Origin of the sequence: Actinacidiphila yeochonensis CN732, from assembly GCF_000745345.1 — a bacterium.
Taxonomy (GTDB): Bacteria; Actinomycetota; Actinomycetes; order Streptomycetales; family Streptomycetaceae; genus Actinacidiphila; species Actinacidiphila yeochonensis.
The window spans coordinates 1,582,012-1,598,785 of sequence record NZ_JQNR01000005.1 but is presented as its reverse complement, the minus strand read 5'-3'; the positions used below and the strand labels follow the sequence as shown (position 1 = coordinate 1,598,785).

Below are 16,774 nucleotides of genomic sequence, written 5' to 3'. Positions count from 1 at the left end.
CTCAGACCGCCACGGCCTTCTCCAGTACCGCGTCCACGGCGGGGAGCCCCCGGTGGGCGTCGAGGCGTTTGAGGAGTTGGGTCAGGCGGGCGCGGGGGCGTACTGAGGCGACGCCTTCGGCGAGGTCGAGGGCGCGGTCGGCTGCGGTGGCGGCTTGTTCGACTTCGCCTGCGGTGAGGTAGGAGTCGCCGAGCCATGACAGGTAGAGGGCTTTGTCACGGGCATTCGTGTCGTCATAGGCGGCCAGGGCGGTTTCCAGGACGGGGACCGCTCGCAGTGGGCGGCGTAGTTCGGTCCAGCATCGGCCGGTCATGATCTGGAGTTCGGTGGTGTCGACCCACGAGACCCAGTCAGGCTGGGGCTCGTCGCCGGCGGTGGCGAGGGCCGTTGCAGCGGCGGCAAGGGCTCGTTCGCATCCGGTGGCCAGGCCCGCGACGGCGCAGGCCCAGGCGAGTCGTTCGTGCAGCAGAGCGCGTACTCCGGCGGGTGCGTCGGGGCCGATCGTCGCGCAGGATCGGGCGGCGATCTCGACTCCGGCCTTCTGGTCGCCGCTGACGGCCTGGTAGGCGAGGAAGGCCAGCGCGTTGCCTGCGAGGGCGGTGTCGCCGGCTTCGGTGGCGGCGCCGTGGCTCTCCTCGTAGAGCCCGCGTGCGTCGGCCGCCCGGCCACCGTCGAACGCAGCCCACCCTGCCTGCTGTGCCTGCTCCGCCAGCACGGACAGCAGGTCGTGCCGGGTCCGCTCGGAGTACGTCGAGTCCCGCAGCAGCGCCTTGGTGGCTTGGTACTCGCCGAGGTAGACCCGGTACGTGTCGCCACCACCGAGTACCTGGTCCAGGCGGCGCAGCCTTGCGGTACGCCGACGAAGCCGTTCGGGCAGTTCCGGGCCGACGCGGCGGCCGGCTGCGGGCCGGGTCAGTTCGGGCAGAGTTGCCGCTAGACCGGCGCCTGTTCCTGCCTGGAGAAATCGCCTGCGCTCCACGGAGCTCTCGTCCTCCTCGCTCGTACGGTCAGGGGCAGGACGGGGCTCGCGCTTCTCCCATGGGCGGGAAGCGAGTCCGAGCATGTGGCCGGGGATACGCAGGGCGTCGGCGACGCAGGTGACCTTCTCGAAGCTGGTCACGCTTCCCCTGCCACGGGCGAGCGAGCCGACCCGTTCGGGCTTGATGCCGCACTCGGCGGCGATCTTCGAGTAGCTGACCCCAGCCAGTTCGCGCGCCAGGCGGAACACCGTCCCGAAGTCGTGGGCGGTGATCGCGGCCCGCATGTCCGCTCGTTCGACAATGGCGCGCGGCAACGCGGTCGCTGGTCGGTATCCGGTCATCGCGCTTTCCCGTCCTGCCAGTTCAACCGAGTGTGCAGTGTGCAGGCCCGAAAAAGCCTACCCACCATGGGTATACCTGCGCCGGGGAAGCCACCAATGCCGTCACAGCCTGACAGTTGCTGCTCACCGTACGCACCGAGAGGAGCAACCTGATGCCGCCGCCTGCCCGGCCCCGTGTCATCCCCCGTACCGCGAGGCACCACCGCCGTCGCCGAGTCCGTATCGAGGAGACCCGCTGATGCCGACGCCAACGCCGTTTCTCCTCCACGGATTTCATGTCGAGCCCGAGGTGAGTGCCGTGCCGAAGGCCCGCCACACGATCACCTCCCTGGTCCGCGATTGGAACGTCGCCCTCTCGGACGAACAGGTCGCCGAGGTGGAACTGCTCTCCACCGAGGTCATCGCCAACGCCATCCACCACACCCAGGCCCCGTGCTCTGTGGCGGTGCGGTGGACCGGAGTCAGGCTGCGGGTCGAGGTCACCGACTCCAGCGCTGTACGCCCCAACCCGCGCAGCAGTTCGCCGGATGCCGAGGGAGGGCGGGGGCTGCTGCTCGTGGACGCACTCGCTGCCGACTGGGGCAGCTTCTCCGATCCGGCCGGCAAAGTGGTCTGGTTCGAGGTCGCCTCCAGCATCCGGCCCGCAAGGCGAGAGCAGCCGCCGCCCTGGAGTACGCCGGGTACGTGGGCGATCACGACCACCGACGGTGCCGTCACCTTCGGGTATCTGCCCGCCTGGGCCGAGGACGATCCCACGGAGATCGGCGTGCCGACGGAGGAGTTGCCGCAGCGGCTGGCACAGGTCGACCACCGCGCCTTCTTTGAGGGCCCGATGGTGCCGGTCACCGCTCCGGACCTGTGGGACGGCGTCGAGGAGGACACGGTCTTCGAGGGCAGCATCGACTGCAACCCCTACGCCCCCGACCCCCGCCTGCGCATCCCGGTGGTCAACCTCCAGGTCAGCATCGGGCGCTACATCCTCGGCCTCGACCCGGACGGCCTCACCGCCATCGCCGCCAAGCTCCGAGCACATGCCGACCTGCTCGACCACAAGGTCCGACCCGCCCTCACCGCCGCCCGTCAGGACTGGGCCGCACACCACTCGGAGTGAGTGGAGGATTGAGGACCGGCCGGCTCGGGTGCCGACCCCCGACGTGTGCCCTCGTCCCCCCGGCGAGGGCCCTCGGTCTTCGGGCCGGTCGAGGCCGCACCGCGCCCGCGCTCGCGTCTCTGCGACCGCACCCGGCCGAGGGTGATGCTTCGCCCCTCGGGCTACGGCTCCTCCGATCCGCCCAGTCGGCCTTCGACCCGCGCTTCGGGCAGGTCAAGCCGCCTCTTCGCCAGCTTGTCTCCGCCGGCCATCCCGGCCGCGCACCTGCGCCGAACGCTGACACGAGGCGTGCGCCGACACGAGGCGTGCCGGGGACCCGGCCCCACCGCGGCCGACGCCGGGAGGGCCGCCCTCACCAGGGCGGATGTGGAGCCCCCTGTCGGGTTCGAACCGACGACCTACGCTTTACAAGAGCGTCGCTCTGGCCAGCTGAGCTAAGGAGGCGCAGGGGCAGTGTACCGGCGAAGGGCGTGGGGGCGGGGTGAAATTCCTCGCCCAGGGCTGGTGACAAGGGCAGATACCACGGGGTAGCGTCACCGGCGAGTCCGCTTCACAGCGGACGGACCCATGTGGAACACCTCCGGAGCTGGTTCTCCGAAGAGCTTCCTTTACTCGGATCGTCCGGCACGTTCCTGCCGGTGAAGGGACTGCGACAGTCATGGCTACTGTTACGTTCGACAAGGCCACCCGGATCTACCCCGGTGGCGAGAAGCCGGCCGTGGACGCCCTCGACATCGAGGTCGGCGACGGCGAGTTCCTGGTCCTGGTCGGCCCCTCGGGCTGCGGCAAGTCGACCTCCCTGCGCATGCTCGCGGGTCTGGAGGACGTCAACGGCGGCGCCATCCGCATCGGTGACCGCGACGTCACGCACCTGCCGCCGAAGGACCGGGACATCGCGATGGTGTTCCAGAACTACGCGCTGTACCCGCACATGACCGTCGCCGACAACATGGGCTTCGCCCTGAAGATCGCCGGCGTCAACAAGGCGGAGATCCGCAAGCGCGTCGAGGAGGCCGCGAAGATCCTCGACCTCACCGAGTACCTGGCCCGCAAGCCGAAGGCGCTCTCCGGTGGTCAGCGCCAGCGTGTCGCGATGGGCCGCGCGATCGTCCGCGAGCCGCAGGTCTTCCTCATGGACGAGCCGCTGTCGAACCTCGACGCCAAGCTGCGTGTCCAGACCCGTACCCAGATCGCCAGCCTGCAGCGCCGGCTGGGCGTCACCACCGTCTACGTCACCCACGACCAGGTCGAGGCCATGACGATGGGCGACCGTGTCGCGGTCCTCAAGAACGGCCTCCTGCAGCAGGTCGACAGCCCGCGGAACATGTACGACCGCCCGGCCAACCTGTTCGTCGCCGGCTTCATCGGCTCCCCCGCCATGAACCTGGTCGAGGTCCCGATCACCGACGGCGGCGTGAAGTTCGGCAACAGCGTGCTCAACGTCAACCGCGACGCGGTGAAGGCGGCGTCCGACAAGGGTGACCGCACCGTCACCGTCGGCGTGCGCCCCGAGCACTTCGACATCGTCAGCGCCGAGGGCTCCGGCCTGTCGAAGGACGCGCCCGCGGGCCTGGCGGTCAACGTGAACGTCGTCGAGGAGCTGGGCGCCGACGGTTACGTGTACGGCAGCGCCGAGGTCGGCGGCGAGACCAAGGAACTGGTCATCCGCGTCGGCGGCCGCGAGATCCCGGAGAAGGGCTCCGTGCTGCACGTCGTGCCGCGCACGGGCGAGCTGCACGTCTTCGCCACCTCTTCCGGCGAGCGCCTGAGCGACTGATCCGGCCCGGGGCCCCGCCCCGGCACCCGAAGGCTCGAACGAGGCGGCCGGCCGTACGCACCACGCGTACCGCCGGCCGCCTCGTCATGTCCGGGGACGCACCACGGGCAGGCGGGCAGATCGGTGAACGGGCAGACCCGCGCGACGCACATCCGGGCTTTCTCCGTCCATTCGGCTCCTTTCCGCCTTTGCGGTGCTTTCCGAACTCTTCGGTGCCCTTCGGCACTGTTCGGCACTGTTCGGTGCCGTTCGTCAACCGTGTGAGCCGCACTACTCCGTTTCCTATCCCTCGTCAGGGTGACTCAATGTCGCCGAATCGGCACCAGTCGCTACCATCCGAGTCGTGAACCAGGTAGCTCGCCGTCTCGGCAAGACATTCGCGTTCGTTCTTCCGGTCGTCCTCGTCCTGTCGGGGACGCTCGCCGTCACCCGCGTGCCGTGGGCCGCGTCGTCCTCCGACGGGCGGCTGCTGGCCGCGTCCACCACCGAGGACTCGGCGACGACCGGGAAGGCCGCCCAGAAGGACACGGTCCTCACGCCCCAGGAGGCGCTGCGCCAGAAGCTGCTGGCGGAGCTCCAGCAGAAGGACCCGGGCACCGCCCTCACCGACCTCCAGGTGGCCATGGCGCGCCAGCCCTCGCTGGCCAAGTACTGCACCTCCATCGCCCGCTCCCTGGGCCGGGCGGCGGTCGCGAAGTACGAGGGCGCCACGCAGCGCGCGCAGGCCTTCTCCCGCCCGGTGTGCGACACGTCGTTCGCCACCGGCGTCGCCTCCGTGGGCTGAACGGGCGCCACGCGTACCCGTTCCGCCCGCGCGCGGCGCGGCATCCGGCCACTCCGCCCGCCGGGTGCCGCGCCGTCTCGCACTCGGTGCGCCCGCACGTGCCCGGCCGGCGCCCGGCCGCGTCCCCGTGCACGGCCGCACGCGGCCACCCGCGGCCGCGTCCCCCGAGGGGACGCGGGGGACCCCGTGAGCCCCCGGGGGAACCGTCCGCGCCGAAACCACCCGCGGGGGTGGTCGCGTGTCCGCAGGACAGGCTCCGGGCGCCCGTGTCGCATAGGGTGCGCTGCATGACGCGTGCCGACCATCCCGGTCCCGGGGCCCACACCGCCCCGCACACCCTCGCCCCCGTCCCCGCCGCGACGGTCACCCAGGCGGTGCTGCTGGCCGGCGGCCAGGGCTCGCGGCTGCGGCCGTACACCGACGACCGGCCGAAGCCGATGGTGGAGATCCCCGGCACGGGAACGCCGATCATCGGGCACCAACTGGCCTGGCTGGCCTCCGAGGGCGTCACCGACGCGGTCGTCTCGTGCGGCCACCTCGCCGAGGTGCTCCAGGAGTGGCTGGACAGCACTCCGCTGCCGCTGAACGTCACAGCCGTCGTGGAGCACGAGCCGCTCGGGCGCGGTGGCGGCCTGAAGTACGCCGCGGCCTCGCTCCCCCGCCCGGACGAGCCCTGGTACGCCACCAACGCCGACGTGTGGACGCGCTTCCCGCTGCGCGAGATGGCCGCCTTCCACGAGGAGCGGGACGCCGTGGCGACGCTGGCGCTGGCCCGGCCGCGCATCCCGTGGGGCGTCGTCGAGACCAACGAGTTCGGCCAGGTGCTGGACTTCATCGAGGCGCCGCCGTCGCCGTACCTCATCAACGCCGGCGTGTACGTCTTCGCGGCCGGGTTCGCCGAGATGCTGCCGGACATCGGCGACCACGAGCGGACCACCTTCCCCCGGCTGGCCCGGGAGCGGCGGCTGGCCGGCTACCCGATCCCGCACGGCTCCTACTGGCGGGCCATCGACACCGCGAAGGACCTCGGCGAGGCCGCGAAGGAGCTGGGCACCCGCCGCGGCTGACCGCCCGGCACCCTGCCCGCCCGACACCGCACGCCACCTCGCCCGAAACCGCCCGAAACCGCTCGACACCTCGCCCGGACGGTCCCTCACCCCGGACGGCCTTCACCCGGACGGCCCTTCCCCTGGACGGACGCGCCACCCGTCCGCTCCTCCCCCGCGCGGGCTGAACCCGGACGCCCGGCCGCCCTGACGGCGCCCTGACGGCGCCCTCCGAAGCCCCGGACCCGCGGACCCGCAAACCCGCGGACCCGCGAGCACGCGAACGCGCGAACGCGCGAACGCGCCCCCTCCGGCACGCCGCACAGCGGCGGGCCCGCACCGACATCCGGTGCGGGCCCGCCGCTGTCTGGTCCCAGGAGCTTCCCGGGGGCGTCCCCGGGAAGCTCCTGGCCGGCTGTCAGACCTCCTCGTGCCGCCCCTCGGAGCCCTGCTCAGGGCCCCCGCCGTAGCGGGCCATGCCCAGCAGCAGCCCGGTGGGGGCCGCGCTGCCCAGCAGGCCGCCGATCGCGCCGGGGGAGGGCTTGCTGCTCGGCTGGGACGGCGCCGGATCCTGCGTGGCCGCCGGGGGCGGGGCCTGCGTCGCCGTCTGCCCGCCGCCGGTGGTGCCGCCGGAGCCGCTGTCCGTGGGCGTCCCGCCGCCCGTGCCGCCCGTTCCCGTGCCCGTGCCGGTCTCGGACGGGCCCGTGGCGGGGCTGCCGCTGGAGTCGGTGGTGCCGGTCGGGCTCGTGGACGGCTCCCGCGTGGTGCCCTCGGTGGGCTCCGCGGTGCCGGACACCGTGGAGTTCGTCGGCTCGGGGCGGGGGCTGCTGCCGTCGGAGCCGCCGTCCGAACCGCCGCCCGAGACCTCGGGCAGCGTGGTGCCGGGCAGGTTGTTGGTCGGGGTCACCGAGGTGCCGGGCGTGTCGGGACGGCTGCTGCTGGCCCGGACGGCCGCACCGAGCACCGACCCGACCAGCAGCGTCGCGCCCACCGTGAACACGGCGAGCACGGCGCCGCGGCGCAGCACCCGGCGGCGCAGGTCCCAGATGGACACCCGCGGGCCGAGCCGCCGCCACGCGTCGCCCGCCAGGTGGCCGTCGACGGAGTAGACGGGCGCGCCGGCGATGACCAGCGGGCTCCACGCGGCCAGGTAGATGAAGTCGGGGGCGTCGTAGACGGGGACGGTCCGCCAGCTGACGGTGACCAGCAGCGCGATCGACAGGGCCGCGCCGAAGACCGCCGCGATCCGCTGCCACAGCCCGGCCACGGTCAGCACGCCGACCACGACCTGGAGGAAGGCGATGCTCAGCCCGGCGCCCACCGGGTGGTTGAGGGCGACGGCGCGCAGCGGCTCCGCCGCGGCCCACGGGTGCAGCGAGGAGAGCCAGGTGACCATCGAGCCGCGCCTGCCGCCGTCGAAGTACACCCGGTCGCACAGCTTGCCCATGCCGGCGTAGATCGACACGAAGCCGAGGAACACCCGCAGCGGCAGCAGCACGATGCCGAGGTTGAGCCTGCGGTGCGGGTAGTAGGCGTGCTTGACGGAGGGGCCGCGGCGGCCGCGCCGGCCGGTGTCGTCACCGGGGTCGCCTCCGGCGCCGTCGTACCCGCTCGACGCGGGGCCGTCGTAGCCGGACGGGGCGACAGGGCCGCCGTAGCGGCCGTTGCCGCCGCGGACGCGGGGGCCGACGACGGTCGGCTCACCGTAGTCGGCGTACGCGCCGCCGAACTCGCCGTAGTCGCCGTACTCGTCGCGGGGGGTGCGCTGGTGGCCGACCACGACGGGGACGGGGGGCGGCAGCACCGTGCTCTCGCCGACGCGCGGCAGCACCTGGGTGCCGGTGCCCCCAGGGGCGGGGGCGGCTCCGGCCCGCTGTACCGCGCTGGTGAGCTGGGGGGCCGAGTGGCCGGACCAGACCACAGGGGTGCGGCGGCGCACCGCGGGCATCCGGACGGTCTCCTCCGTCCCGAGCGCGCGGATCGAGGCGGCGCCGAGCTGCACCCGGAAACTCGCGTGGTTGACGATGACCTGGGCGGGATCGCTCGGCACCCGCGGCATGGTCAGCACACGCTCGTCGAACCCGGGTGCCCCTCCCCCCGGGGAAGTGCGGGGTGTTCTGGTGTCCACACTCATCTAACCGAGTGACGGTCGTTTAGGACACTGCCTGACAGTCCCCCGTCAGGCACCCGTCACAGCGGTCCGGGGCCGGATCTCCGCCTGTTCCGGGCCCGACCGGCACGCGTTCCCACGGAGAGAACCGTCCGTCCACCCTGGCGCCACCAGGAATTCCGCGAGGACCACCCGGCCGGACGCGGGTGGGCCGGCTCTCCGCCCCCGGCTCTCCGCCCCGGCTCTCCGCCCCCGGCCGGGCGTGGGTGCGGCCGGGCCCCGGCCCGCGGTCGTCGGCGGGCCGGGCGCGACGGGTCAGGTCAGCGGCTCGCCCGGCGGCGGGACGCCTCGTACAGCACGACGCCCGCGGCCACACCGGCGTTGAGCGACTCCGCGCCGCCCGGCATCGGGATGCGCACCCGCAGGTCGCAGGTCTCGCTGACCAGCCGCGACAGGCCCTTGCCCTCGCTGCCGGCGACCACCACGACCGGCCCGGACAGCGCCTCCAGCTCGTGCAGCGCGACCTCACCGTCGGCGGCCAGGCCCACGACGAGCAGCCCGGCCTTCTTGTAGGCCTCCAGCGCGCGGGTGAGGTTGGTGGCACGGGCCACCGAGACGCGGGCGGCGGTGCCCGCGGAGGTCTTCCAGGCACCCGCGGTCATCCCGGCGGCGCGCCGCTCGGGCACCACCACGCCGTGGCCGCCGAACGCCGCGACCGAGCGCACCACGGCGCCGAGGTTGCGCGGGTCGGTGACGCCGTCCAGCGCGACGATCAGCGGGTCGTCGCGCTGGTCGGCCGCCTTGGCCAGCAGGTCCTCGGGGTGGGCGTACTCGTAGGGCGGGATCTGGAGGACCAGGCCCTGGTGGTTGAGGCCGGCGGTGATCCGGTCCAGCTCGGGCTTGGGCGCCTCCAGCAGCGGCACACCCCGGTCGGTGGCGACCTTGAGCGCCTCGCGCACCCGGTCGTCGTTGTCGATGAACTGCTGGACGTAGACCGCGGTGGCCGGGATGTCCGCGCGCAGCGCCTCGACCACCGGGTTGCGGCCCACCACCATCTCGGAGGTGGACTTCGCGCCACGGCCGGAGGGGCGGCGGGACTGCGAGGAGACCGTCCGCTTGGCCTGGGCGTTGGCGATCCGGTTCTTCTTGTGGCCCTTGCGCATCTCGGCGGGCGGGGTCGGGCCCTTGCCCTCCAGGGCCCGGCGCCGCTGCCCGCCGCTGCCGACCGTGGCGCCCTTCTTGTTGCTCGTACGGCGGTTCCTGCGCTGGCTGTTGCCGGCCATGGGTCTCTCACTTCTTCACTCGATGCGGGCGCGGGACGCGCACGCGGGACGGTGCCGCCCTCTGGGGGAGGGCGGCACCGGGGGCTTCTCGCTCGGCTCCGGGGGCCTGCCGGGGGTCAGCCCCGCAGGGTCCACCGGGAGCCGGACGGGGTGTCCTCGATCTCCAGACCCGCCTGGACGAGTTGGTCGCGGATCGCGTCCGCGGTGGCGTAGTCCTTGCGGGAGCGGGCCGACTGCCGCTGTTCCAGCACGAGCCGCACCAGGGAGTCGACCACGCCGTGCAGGTCGTCCCCGCGGTCGGCGGCCGTCCACTGCGGGTCGAGCGGGTCGAGGCCCAGCACTCCGAGCATCGCACGGACCTCGGCCAGACGCGCGACCGCGCTCTCCTTGTCGTCCGCGGTCAGCGCGCTGTTGCCCTGGCGGACGGTGGTGTGCACCACGGCCAGCGCCTGCGGGACGCCCATGTCGTCGTCCATCGCCTCGGCGAAGGCCGGCGGCACCTCGGCGGCGGGCTCGACCGGCCCGGCCATCTCGATGACCCGCTGCACGAAGCCCTCGATGCGGGCGAAGGCCGCCTCGGCCTCCCGCAGCGCCTCCTCGCTGTACTCGATCATGGAGCGGTAGTGCGGGGTGCCCAGGTAGTACCGCAGCACGATGGGCCGCCAGCGCTGCGCCATCTCCGAGACCAGCACCGAGTTGCCGAGCGACTTGCTCATCTTCTCGCCGCTCAGGGTGACCCAGGCGTTGTGCAGCCAGTACCGCGCGAACTCGTCGCCGTACGCCTTCGACTGGGCGATCTCGTTCTCGTGGTGCGGGAAGATCAGGTCGATCCCGCCGCCGTGGATGTCGAAGGCCCGGCCCAGGTACTTGTGGGCCATGGCCGAGCACTCCAGGTGCCAGCCGGGCCGGCCGCGGCCCCACGGGGTCTCCCAGGACGGCTCGCCCGGCTTGACGGCCTTCCACATGGCGAAGTCCCGCGCGTCGCGCTTGCCGGTCTCGCCCTCGCCCTCGGGCTGGCGCAGGTTGTCCAGCTCCTGGTTGGACAGCTCCAGGTAGGAGGGGAAGGAGCGCACGTCGAAGTAGACGTTCCCCTCGGCCGCGTAGGCGTGGCCGCGCTCGATGAGGGCGCCCATCAGCTCGATCATCTCGGGGATGTGGCCGGTGGCGCGCGGCTCATAGGTGGGCGGCAGGCAGCCCAGGGCGTCGTAGCCGGAGGCGAAGGCCCGCTCGTTCTCGTACCCGATCGACCACCACGGCCGGCCCTGCTCGGCGGACTTGGCGATGATCTTGTCGTCGATGTCGGTGACGTTGCGGACGAACGTCACGTCATAGCCCCGGTACTGGAACCAGCGGCGCATGACGTCGAAGTTGAGCCCCGACCTGATGTGGCCGATGTGCGGCGCGGCCTGCACGGTGGCGCCACACAGGTAGATCGACGCACAGCCCGGGGTGAGCGGGGTGAAGTCGCGAACCTGGCGGGCGGCGGTGTCGTACAGGCGAATAGTCACGCCACAAGGGTAGTGGCCCGAAGGGCGTGCGTGGGGTTGTCCACAGGCTGTGCGGGAGCACGCGCGCCATCCGCCCGCCATCGGCCCGCCACCCGCGTTCCGTCCCGTTCCGTCCGCGCGCCGTCCGGGCCGCCGATGCCCCCTGCATGTCCGTGCCGACCGCGATGCCCGCGGTGCCCGCGGCCCTGAGTACCGCGGGGATGGCGCCCGGATGCCGGCTCCCGTCGGGTCCCGTCGGGGCACCGCCGTGGTCCCGCCGGGGTCTCGCCCGGGTGCCGCGCCGGCCCGGTCCCGGGGAGCGGGCGGCATGAGCGGGGTACGGGCGCGGGCGCGCCGCCGGCGGAACGGGCCCGTCGGCGGCGGCGCGCGCTATCCGGCGGGGGTGCCCGTCCGTACGACGAGCGCGGTGGCGATGGCGGCGAGCCCGTCGCCGCGCCCGGGGAAGCCGAGGCCGTCGGTGGTGGCGGCGCTGACCGAGACCGGCGCTCCGGCCGCCTCGGAGAGCACCCGCTGGGCCTCCTCGCGCCGCTTGCCGATCTTGGGCCGCAGGCCGACCACCTGGACGGCCACGTTGCCGATGGTGAAGCCCGCCGCCCGCACGATCCGGGCGGCCTCGGCCAGCAGCGTCAGGCCGGACGCGCCGGACCACTCGGGCCGCCCGGTGCCGAAGTGGGCTCCCAGGTCGCCGAGGCCCGCGGCGGAGAAGAGGGCGTTGCAGGCGGCGTGCGCGACGACGTCCGCGTCGGAGTGGCCGGCCAGCCCGGGGCCCTCGCCCTCCCAGAGCAGGCCCGCGCACCACAGCTCGCGGCCCTCCTCGAAGGCGTGGATGTCGGTGCCGATGCCGACCTGGGGCAGCACCAGGCCCGGCAGGCCGACGGGCCCGCCCGAGGTTTCCGGTGTCTCAGTGGCCACGGGCCCTCCTGCGGGCGAGTACGGCCTCGGCGAGCACCAGGTCCAGCGGCCGGGTCACCTTGAACGCCTCCTCGTGGCCGGGTACGACCAGCACCGGCACGCCGAGCTGCTCGACCATGCCGGCGTCGTCGGTGACCTCGCCGGTGACGCTCTCGTGCGCCTTGGCCAGCACCTGGCGGTCGAAGCCCTGCGGGGTCTGCACGGCCCGCAGCAGCTCCCGCCGCGGGGTGCCGGTAACCTCGCCGGTGGCCGGCTCGACGCTCTTGACGGTGTCGGCCAGCGGCAGCCCGGGCACCACGGCGGGCGCGCCGCCGCGGACGGCGTCCACCACGCCCTCCACGGTCTCCACGGGCACCAGCGGCCGGGCCGCGTCGTGGACGAGGACCACGTCGACGTCCGGGGGCAGCGCGGCCAGGCCCAGCCGTACGGACTCCTGGCGGGTCTCCCCGCCGGGCACGACCTCGATGTCGGTGGACTCCGGCAGCCCGTGGGCGTCCAGCAGCCCCCTGACCTCGGCGGTTCCCTCGGGCGGAGCGACGACCACGATGACCCGCACGGCACGGGCGGCGGCCATCGCGCGCACCGCGTGCACAAGGATGGGCACGCCGCCCAGGGTCCGCAGCGCCTTGGGCGCGCCGGGGCCGAGCCGGACTCCACGTCCGGCGGCGGGAATGACAGCAGCGGTACGCAGGTTTGTGTCCTTGTGTGAGGTGGGTATGGCCTGGAGGGACGCCTGGCGGCAGCCGGGCACCGCGCCAGGCGCGGCGGTTCCTCCGGACCCCTTCCGTGACATCCGGGGGAGCCTCGCTGAGCGGGTGGCGGTTGCCTCGGTGCGGCACCCGGGTACGGGTGCCAGCATGCCGCAGCACCCGGTCGTCATGTGCGAACCAGGTGCCGCGGCAGGGTCCCCGGCGTGGTGGCCGGGGCATCACGTCTGCGTTTGCCGTTCGCGCGGGGGGCGTGGGGTGTCACACCTCAGCGCGGATCAGGCACGAGAGCGTCCGGGGGGACGGTCCTAGGACGAGAGGACTTCGTCGAGCAGCGTCTCGGCCTTGTCCTCGTTGGTGTTCTCGGCGAGCGCCAGCTCGCTGACCAGGATCTGCCGCGCCTTGGCGAGCATGCGCTTCTCGCCGGCCGACAGGCCGCGCTCACGCTCCCGGCGCCACAGGTCGCGCACGACCTCGGCGACCTTGATGACGTCACCGGAGGCCAGCTTCTCCAGATTCGCCTTGTAGCGGCGGGACCAGTTGGTCGGCTCCTCGGTGTACGGCGCGCGCAGCACCTCGAAGACCCGGTCCAAACCGTCCTGCCCGACCACGTCGCGTACGCCGACGAACTCCGCATTGTCCGCGGGCACACGCACCGTCAAGTCGCCCTGGGCGACCTTGAGCACCAAGTAGGTCTTGTCCACGCCTTTGATCTGGCGAATTTCGATCGCTTCGATCAGCGCGGCCCCGTGATGGGGATAGACCACGGTGTCGCCAACCTTGAACGTCATGTGACAGGTACCCCTTCCGTGGCTATCCAGGGTAACACGGGAACGGCCTCTTCTGAATGGCGTTTCCGCAGGTCAGGGCATATCTCGGGGCTTGACAACCGCCCCCGGAACGTGCTGGAGGGGGTGCCCTGGAGGAGGTATCCGCAGGTCGGAGCGGGTGCGCGACGGGGACGAAACGCACCCGTTACAGCCCTCGGACCCCTCGAACAGCGGGCGATACGTCCCGTTTCGTCCCCCGGGGAGGAGGAGATCACAGCTACGCCGTTCGAGCCGACGGGGGGCGAATCAGGCGACAGAAGATCGAAATTTGCTCTCCCATTGATTGCAGCAAACCCGCAGGCCGCCTGATCTTCCCCCGGGCGGGCCGCACTCGGGTGGCCGATCTTGCGGCGAGCGGGTTATCAACGCGCCGCAAAGCAGGGGCCGGTGCGCGACGTGGCCGGTGGCCTCGGTAATGTAAGGCCGCTGGAAGATCGTCCGTCACCTGCTCTAGGAGATGCCGCCGCCGTGGTCCGCAGCATCCGTCGCGGCGCTGTCGCCGCCGTACTCGCGCTCTCGCTCGCACCCCTGGCCGCCGCCTGCGCGGCCGGCAACGACGCGGCGACGCTCCAGATCGAGCCGGACAGCCAGTCCGGCGCCGCGCGCGACGTCAAGGTGCAGAACGCCTTCGTGCTCACCGACCCCAGCGGCGGCCCGGCAACGGTGACCGCCCGCCTGTTCAACAACGGGTCGTCCGCGCAGCAGCTCCAGTCGGTGGAGATCACCGGCATCGGCTCGGCCACGCTGAAGAGCGCCGACGGCGGCTCCACCGTCACCGTCCCGGCCCACGGCAGCGTGCTGCTGGGCGGCAAGGGCAACCCGGCGGCCGTCCTGAACTCCGGCGCCGCCACCCCGCGCGACGGCGACGTGCAGAGCGCCGTCTTCTCCTTCAGCCAGGCCGGCGCGGTCAAGATGTACGCCACCGTGCTGCCGTCGACGAGCTACTACGCGCCCTTCGGCCCCGGCTCGACGCCCACTCCGTCCGCGTCCGCCACCACGCCGGCCTCGACGCCGACCACCACGGCGACGCCCACCGGCACCGCGACGCCCACCGGCGCCGCGACGACGGCCGCGTCGTAACCGGCGCGAATCCCGCCGTACGGGTGAGGGCCCGGCACCTTGCGGTGCCGGGCCCTCACCCGTACGGGCGCCTCGCGGGCGTCCGTACCGGAATCCGCCGATACGTCCGCCGATACGGTGGTCCGCCGCGCACCCCCGGGGGCGGCTTACGGCTCGAACTTGTAGCCCAGGCCGCGCACCGTCACCAGGTAGCGCGGGGCCCCCGGGTCGGGCTCGATCTTGGCGCGCAGCCGCTTGACGTGCACGTCGAGGGTCTTGGTGTCCCCCACGTAGTCCGCGCCCCAGACCCGGTCGATCAGCTGCATCCGGGTGAGCACCCGGCCGGCGTTGCGCAGCAGCATCTCCAGCAGGTCGAACTCCTTGAGCGGCAGGTCGACCTTGCCACCGCCCACCGTCACCACGTGCCGGTCGACGTCCATCCGCACCGGGCCGGCCTCAAGGGCGGCCGGGGAGACCTCCTCCGGCTCCCCCCTGCGGCGCAGCACGGCGCGGATGCGCGCCACCAGCTCGCGCGAGGAGAAGGGCTTGGTCACATAGTCGTCGGCGCCTATCTCCAGGCCGACGACCTTGTCGATCTCGCTGTCCTTGGCGGTCACCATGATCACCGGGACATTGGACTTCAGCCGCAGCTGGCGGCAGACCTCGGTGCCGGGCAGCCCGGGCAGCATGAGGTCGAGCAGGACGAGATCGGCGCCGTTGCGCTCGAACTCGTCCAGACCGTCGGGCCCGGTCGCGGCGATGGCGACCTCGAAGCCCTCCTTGCGGAGCATGTACGACAGCGCGTCGCTGAAGGACTCTTCGTCCTCTACGACGAGTACGCGGGTCACGGAAGGACCTCCGGAGCGGGGATGTGTTCGGGGAGGGTCTGGAAAATCTGGTCGTCGGTCGGCTCGTCGGCCGGCTCGTCGACGAGGTCGTCGTCGAGGTCCGAGTCGGCGTCCGACGCCTGGGGACGGCCGCGGCCGGCCTCGGGCAGCCGCAGCGTGAAGGTGGAGCCCTGGCCCTCAGCACTCCACACCGTGACCGCCCCGCCGTGCGAGGCGGCCACGTGCTTGACGATCGACAGGCCGAGGCCGGTACCGCCGGTGGCCCGCGAGCGCGCCGGGTCCACCCGGTAGAAGCGCTCGAAGACCCGTTCGCGGTCCTTCTCGGAGATGCCGATGCCCTGGTCCGTGACGGATATCTCCACCAGGTCGCCGCCCTTTGACGAGGGGGAGGCCACCCGGCGGCCGGCGATGCCGACCCGGGTACGGGCTGGACTGTAGTTGACGGCGTTCTCCACCAGGTTGCCCAGGGCCGCCGCCAACTGACCCCGGTTGCCCCAGATGAACAGATCGGGGGAGGTACCGGTGGCCATGGTGATCTGCTTGGAGTTGGCCCGCTGCCGGCAGCGGTCGACGGCCTCGGCGACGAGGTCGTCCACGGCCACCGCCTCCGCGTCGTCGAGCACGTTGTCGTCCTGCACCCGGGACAGGTCGATGATCTCCTGCACCAGGTTGGTCAGGCGGGTGGCCTCCACCTGCATGCGGCCGGCGAACCGGTTGACGGCCTCCGGGTCGTCGCTGGCGTCCATCACGGCCTCGGACAGCAGCGACAGGGCGCCGACCGGTGTCTTCAGCTCATGGCTGACGTTCGCCACGAAGTCCCGGCGCACCGCCTCGATCCGCCGGGCCTCGGTCAGGTCCTCCACCAGCAGCAGCACCAGCCGCGAGCCGAGCGGTGCGACCCGGGCGGAGACCGCCAGGCCCTCCCCCCGGCCGCCGCCGCGGCGCGGCAACTCCAGTTCGACCTGACGGATCTCGCCGTCCCGGCGGGTCTCGCGGGCCATCTGAAGCATCTGGTCGACGGCCAACCGGCCGCCGCGCACCAACCCGAGGGCGTACGCCGCCGAGCTCGCCTTCACCACGCCGTCGCCCTCGTCCAGCACGACGGCTGACGAGCGCAGCACGGAGAGCACCGTGTCCACGCCCGGCGGAAGCGCGGCCGTGACCGCGTCAGGCCTCAGCGTCTTGCGGCTGGGCCTGGTCTGCTCCCGCTCGCTCCACCGGAACGCGAGTACGGCGCTGGCACCGGTCAGCAGACCGGCCACCGCGCTTGCTGCGGCCACTGCCGCGTTCACGTCCACACCTTCAGGTTAAGTGGCCCGCACAATCGCTTTACAACCCCGCCGCCAGAGCTCTCGGACTGGCGTTGCCAAGAGTTCACCTTGGGGTAGCACCTGATTCACTCAGGGGGTGCGGCCGGTACGCGTACGGCCGCCAGCGTGTCTCATGCAGGGGAAGCCCTCGCCATACGGTCCGGCCGC

General features: G+C 72.7%; 14 protein-coding genes and 1 tRNA gene. 5 read left to right on the top strand and 10 right to left on the bottom strand.

From position 1 onward, the window contains the following. Position 1 precedes the first annotated feature (1 nt). Positions 2 to 1,264, bottom strand: a complete 1,263-nt coding sequence (locus BS72_RS18605) for a helix-turn-helix domain-containing protein (protein WP_232792461.1) — start codon at positions 1,262 to 1,264, stop codon at positions 2 to 4. Here BS72_RS18605 and BS72_RS32490 point away from each other — a divergent pair. Then, positions 1,263 to 2,432 (top strand): ATP-binding protein, encoded by a 1,170-nt coding sequence (locus BS72_RS32490; protein ID WP_078901460.1) that lies wholly within the window; start codon positions 1,263 to 1,265, stop codon positions 2,430 to 2,432. The two genes, BS72_RS18605 and BS72_RS32490, sit on opposite strands and share 2 nt — an antisense overlap. Positions 2,433 to 2,799: 367 nt before the next feature. Here BS72_RS32490 and BS72_RS18595 read toward each other — a convergent pair. Beyond that, a tRNA-Thr gene (locus BS72_RS18595) sits at positions 2,800 to 2,876 on the bottom strand. 214 nt (positions 2,877 to 3,090) lie between these two features. Here BS72_RS18595 and BS72_RS18590 point away from each other — a divergent pair. The 3 genes from BS72_RS18590 to BS72_RS18580 all read left to right on the top strand — a co-directional run bounded on the left by BS72_RS18590 (position 3,091) and on the right by BS72_RS18580 (position 6,060). Then, complete coding sequence (locus BS72_RS18590; RefSeq protein WP_037912006.1) at positions 3,091 to 4,209, top strand: ABC transporter ATP-binding protein; 1,119 nt, start codon at positions 3,091 to 3,093, stop codon at positions 4,207 to 4,209. Between the two features lie 343 nt (positions 4,210 to 4,552). Further along, positions 4,553 to 4,993: a hypothetical protein gene (locus tag BS72_RS18585; protein ID WP_037912004.1), complete on the top strand. Its 441-nt coding sequence runs from the start codon at positions 4,553 to 4,555 to the stop codon at positions 4,991 to 4,993. Between the two features lie 287 nt (positions 4,994 to 5,280). After that, a complete protein-coding gene (locus BS72_RS18580; RefSeq protein ID WP_078901459.1) occupies positions 5,281 to 6,060 on the top strand; it encodes a nucleotidyltransferase family protein in 780 nt (259 codons plus the stop codon). A 397-nt stretch (positions 6,061 to 6,457) separates the two neighbouring features. On the opposite strand, the gene BS72_RS18575 is transcribed toward BS72_RS18580, so the two are convergent. The 6 genes from BS72_RS18575 to BS72_RS18550 form a co-directional block, all read right to left on the bottom strand. Further along, entirely contained in the window at positions 6,458 to 8,098 is a 1,641-nt protein-coding gene (locus BS72_RS18575; protein ID WP_078901849.1) for a DoxX family protein, read from the bottom strand. 371 nt (positions 8,099 to 8,469) lie between these two features. Then, a complete protein-coding gene (rlmB, locus tag BS72_RS18570; RefSeq protein WP_037912002.1) occupies positions 8,470 to 9,432 on the bottom strand; it encodes a 23S rRNA (guanosine(2251)-2'-O)-methyltransferase RlmB in 963 nt (320 codons plus the stop codon). A 116-nt stretch (positions 9,433 to 9,548) separates the two neighbouring features. Further along, positions 9,549 to 10,940: a cysteine--tRNA ligase gene (gene cysS, locus BS72_RS18565; RefSeq protein ID WP_037912001.1), complete on the bottom strand. Its 1,392-nt coding sequence runs from the start codon at positions 10,938 to 10,940 to the stop codon at positions 9,549 to 9,551. Between the two features lie 369 nt (positions 10,941 to 11,309). Next, positions 11,310 to 11,852, bottom strand: coding sequence for a 2-C-methyl-D-erythritol 2,4-cyclodiphosphate synthase (gene ispF / locus BS72_RS18560; RefSeq protein WP_037911998.1), 543 nt, complete (start codon positions 11,850 to 11,852; stop codon positions 11,310 to 11,312). Next, entirely contained in the window at positions 11,842 to 12,645 is an 804-nt protein-coding gene (ispD, locus tag BS72_RS18555; RefSeq protein WP_078901458.1) for a 2-C-methyl-D-erythritol 4-phosphate cytidylyltransferase, read from the bottom strand. Before ispD ends, ispF begins: the two co-directional genes overlap by 11 nt. A 222-nt stretch (positions 12,646 to 12,867) precedes the next feature. Next, on the bottom strand, positions 12,868 to 13,350 hold the full coding sequence (locus tag BS72_RS18550; protein ID WP_037911997.1) for a CarD family transcriptional regulator: 483 nt from the start codon (positions 13,348 to 13,350) through the stop codon (positions 12,868 to 12,870). A gap of 507 nt (positions 13,351 to 13,857) precedes the next feature. On the opposite strand from BS72_RS18550, the gene BS72_RS18545 reads away from it, so the two are divergent. Continuing rightward, a complete protein-coding gene (locus BS72_RS18545) occupies positions 13,858 to 14,469 on the top strand; it encodes a hypothetical protein (RefSeq protein WP_037911995.1) in 612 nt (203 codons plus the stop codon). 146 nt (positions 14,470 to 14,615) lie between these two features. Here BS72_RS18545 and BS72_RS18540 read toward each other — a convergent pair whose 3' ends face one another. Both BS72_RS18540 and BS72_RS18535 read right to left on the bottom strand, forming a co-directional pair. After that, positions 14,616 to 15,296, bottom strand: a complete 681-nt coding sequence (locus BS72_RS18540) for a response regulator transcription factor (RefSeq protein ID WP_037911993.1) — start codon at positions 15,294 to 15,296, stop codon at positions 14,616 to 14,618. Then, the gene (locus BS72_RS18535; protein ID WP_037911990.1) at positions 15,293 to 16,594 is read right to left on the bottom strand and encodes a sensor histidine kinase; all 1,302 of its coding nucleotides are present in this window, start codon (positions 16,592 to 16,594) and stop codon (positions 15,293 to 15,295) included. Before BS72_RS18535 ends, BS72_RS18540 begins: the two co-directional genes overlap by 4 nt. Positions 16,595 to 16,774: the final 180 nt, after the last annotated feature.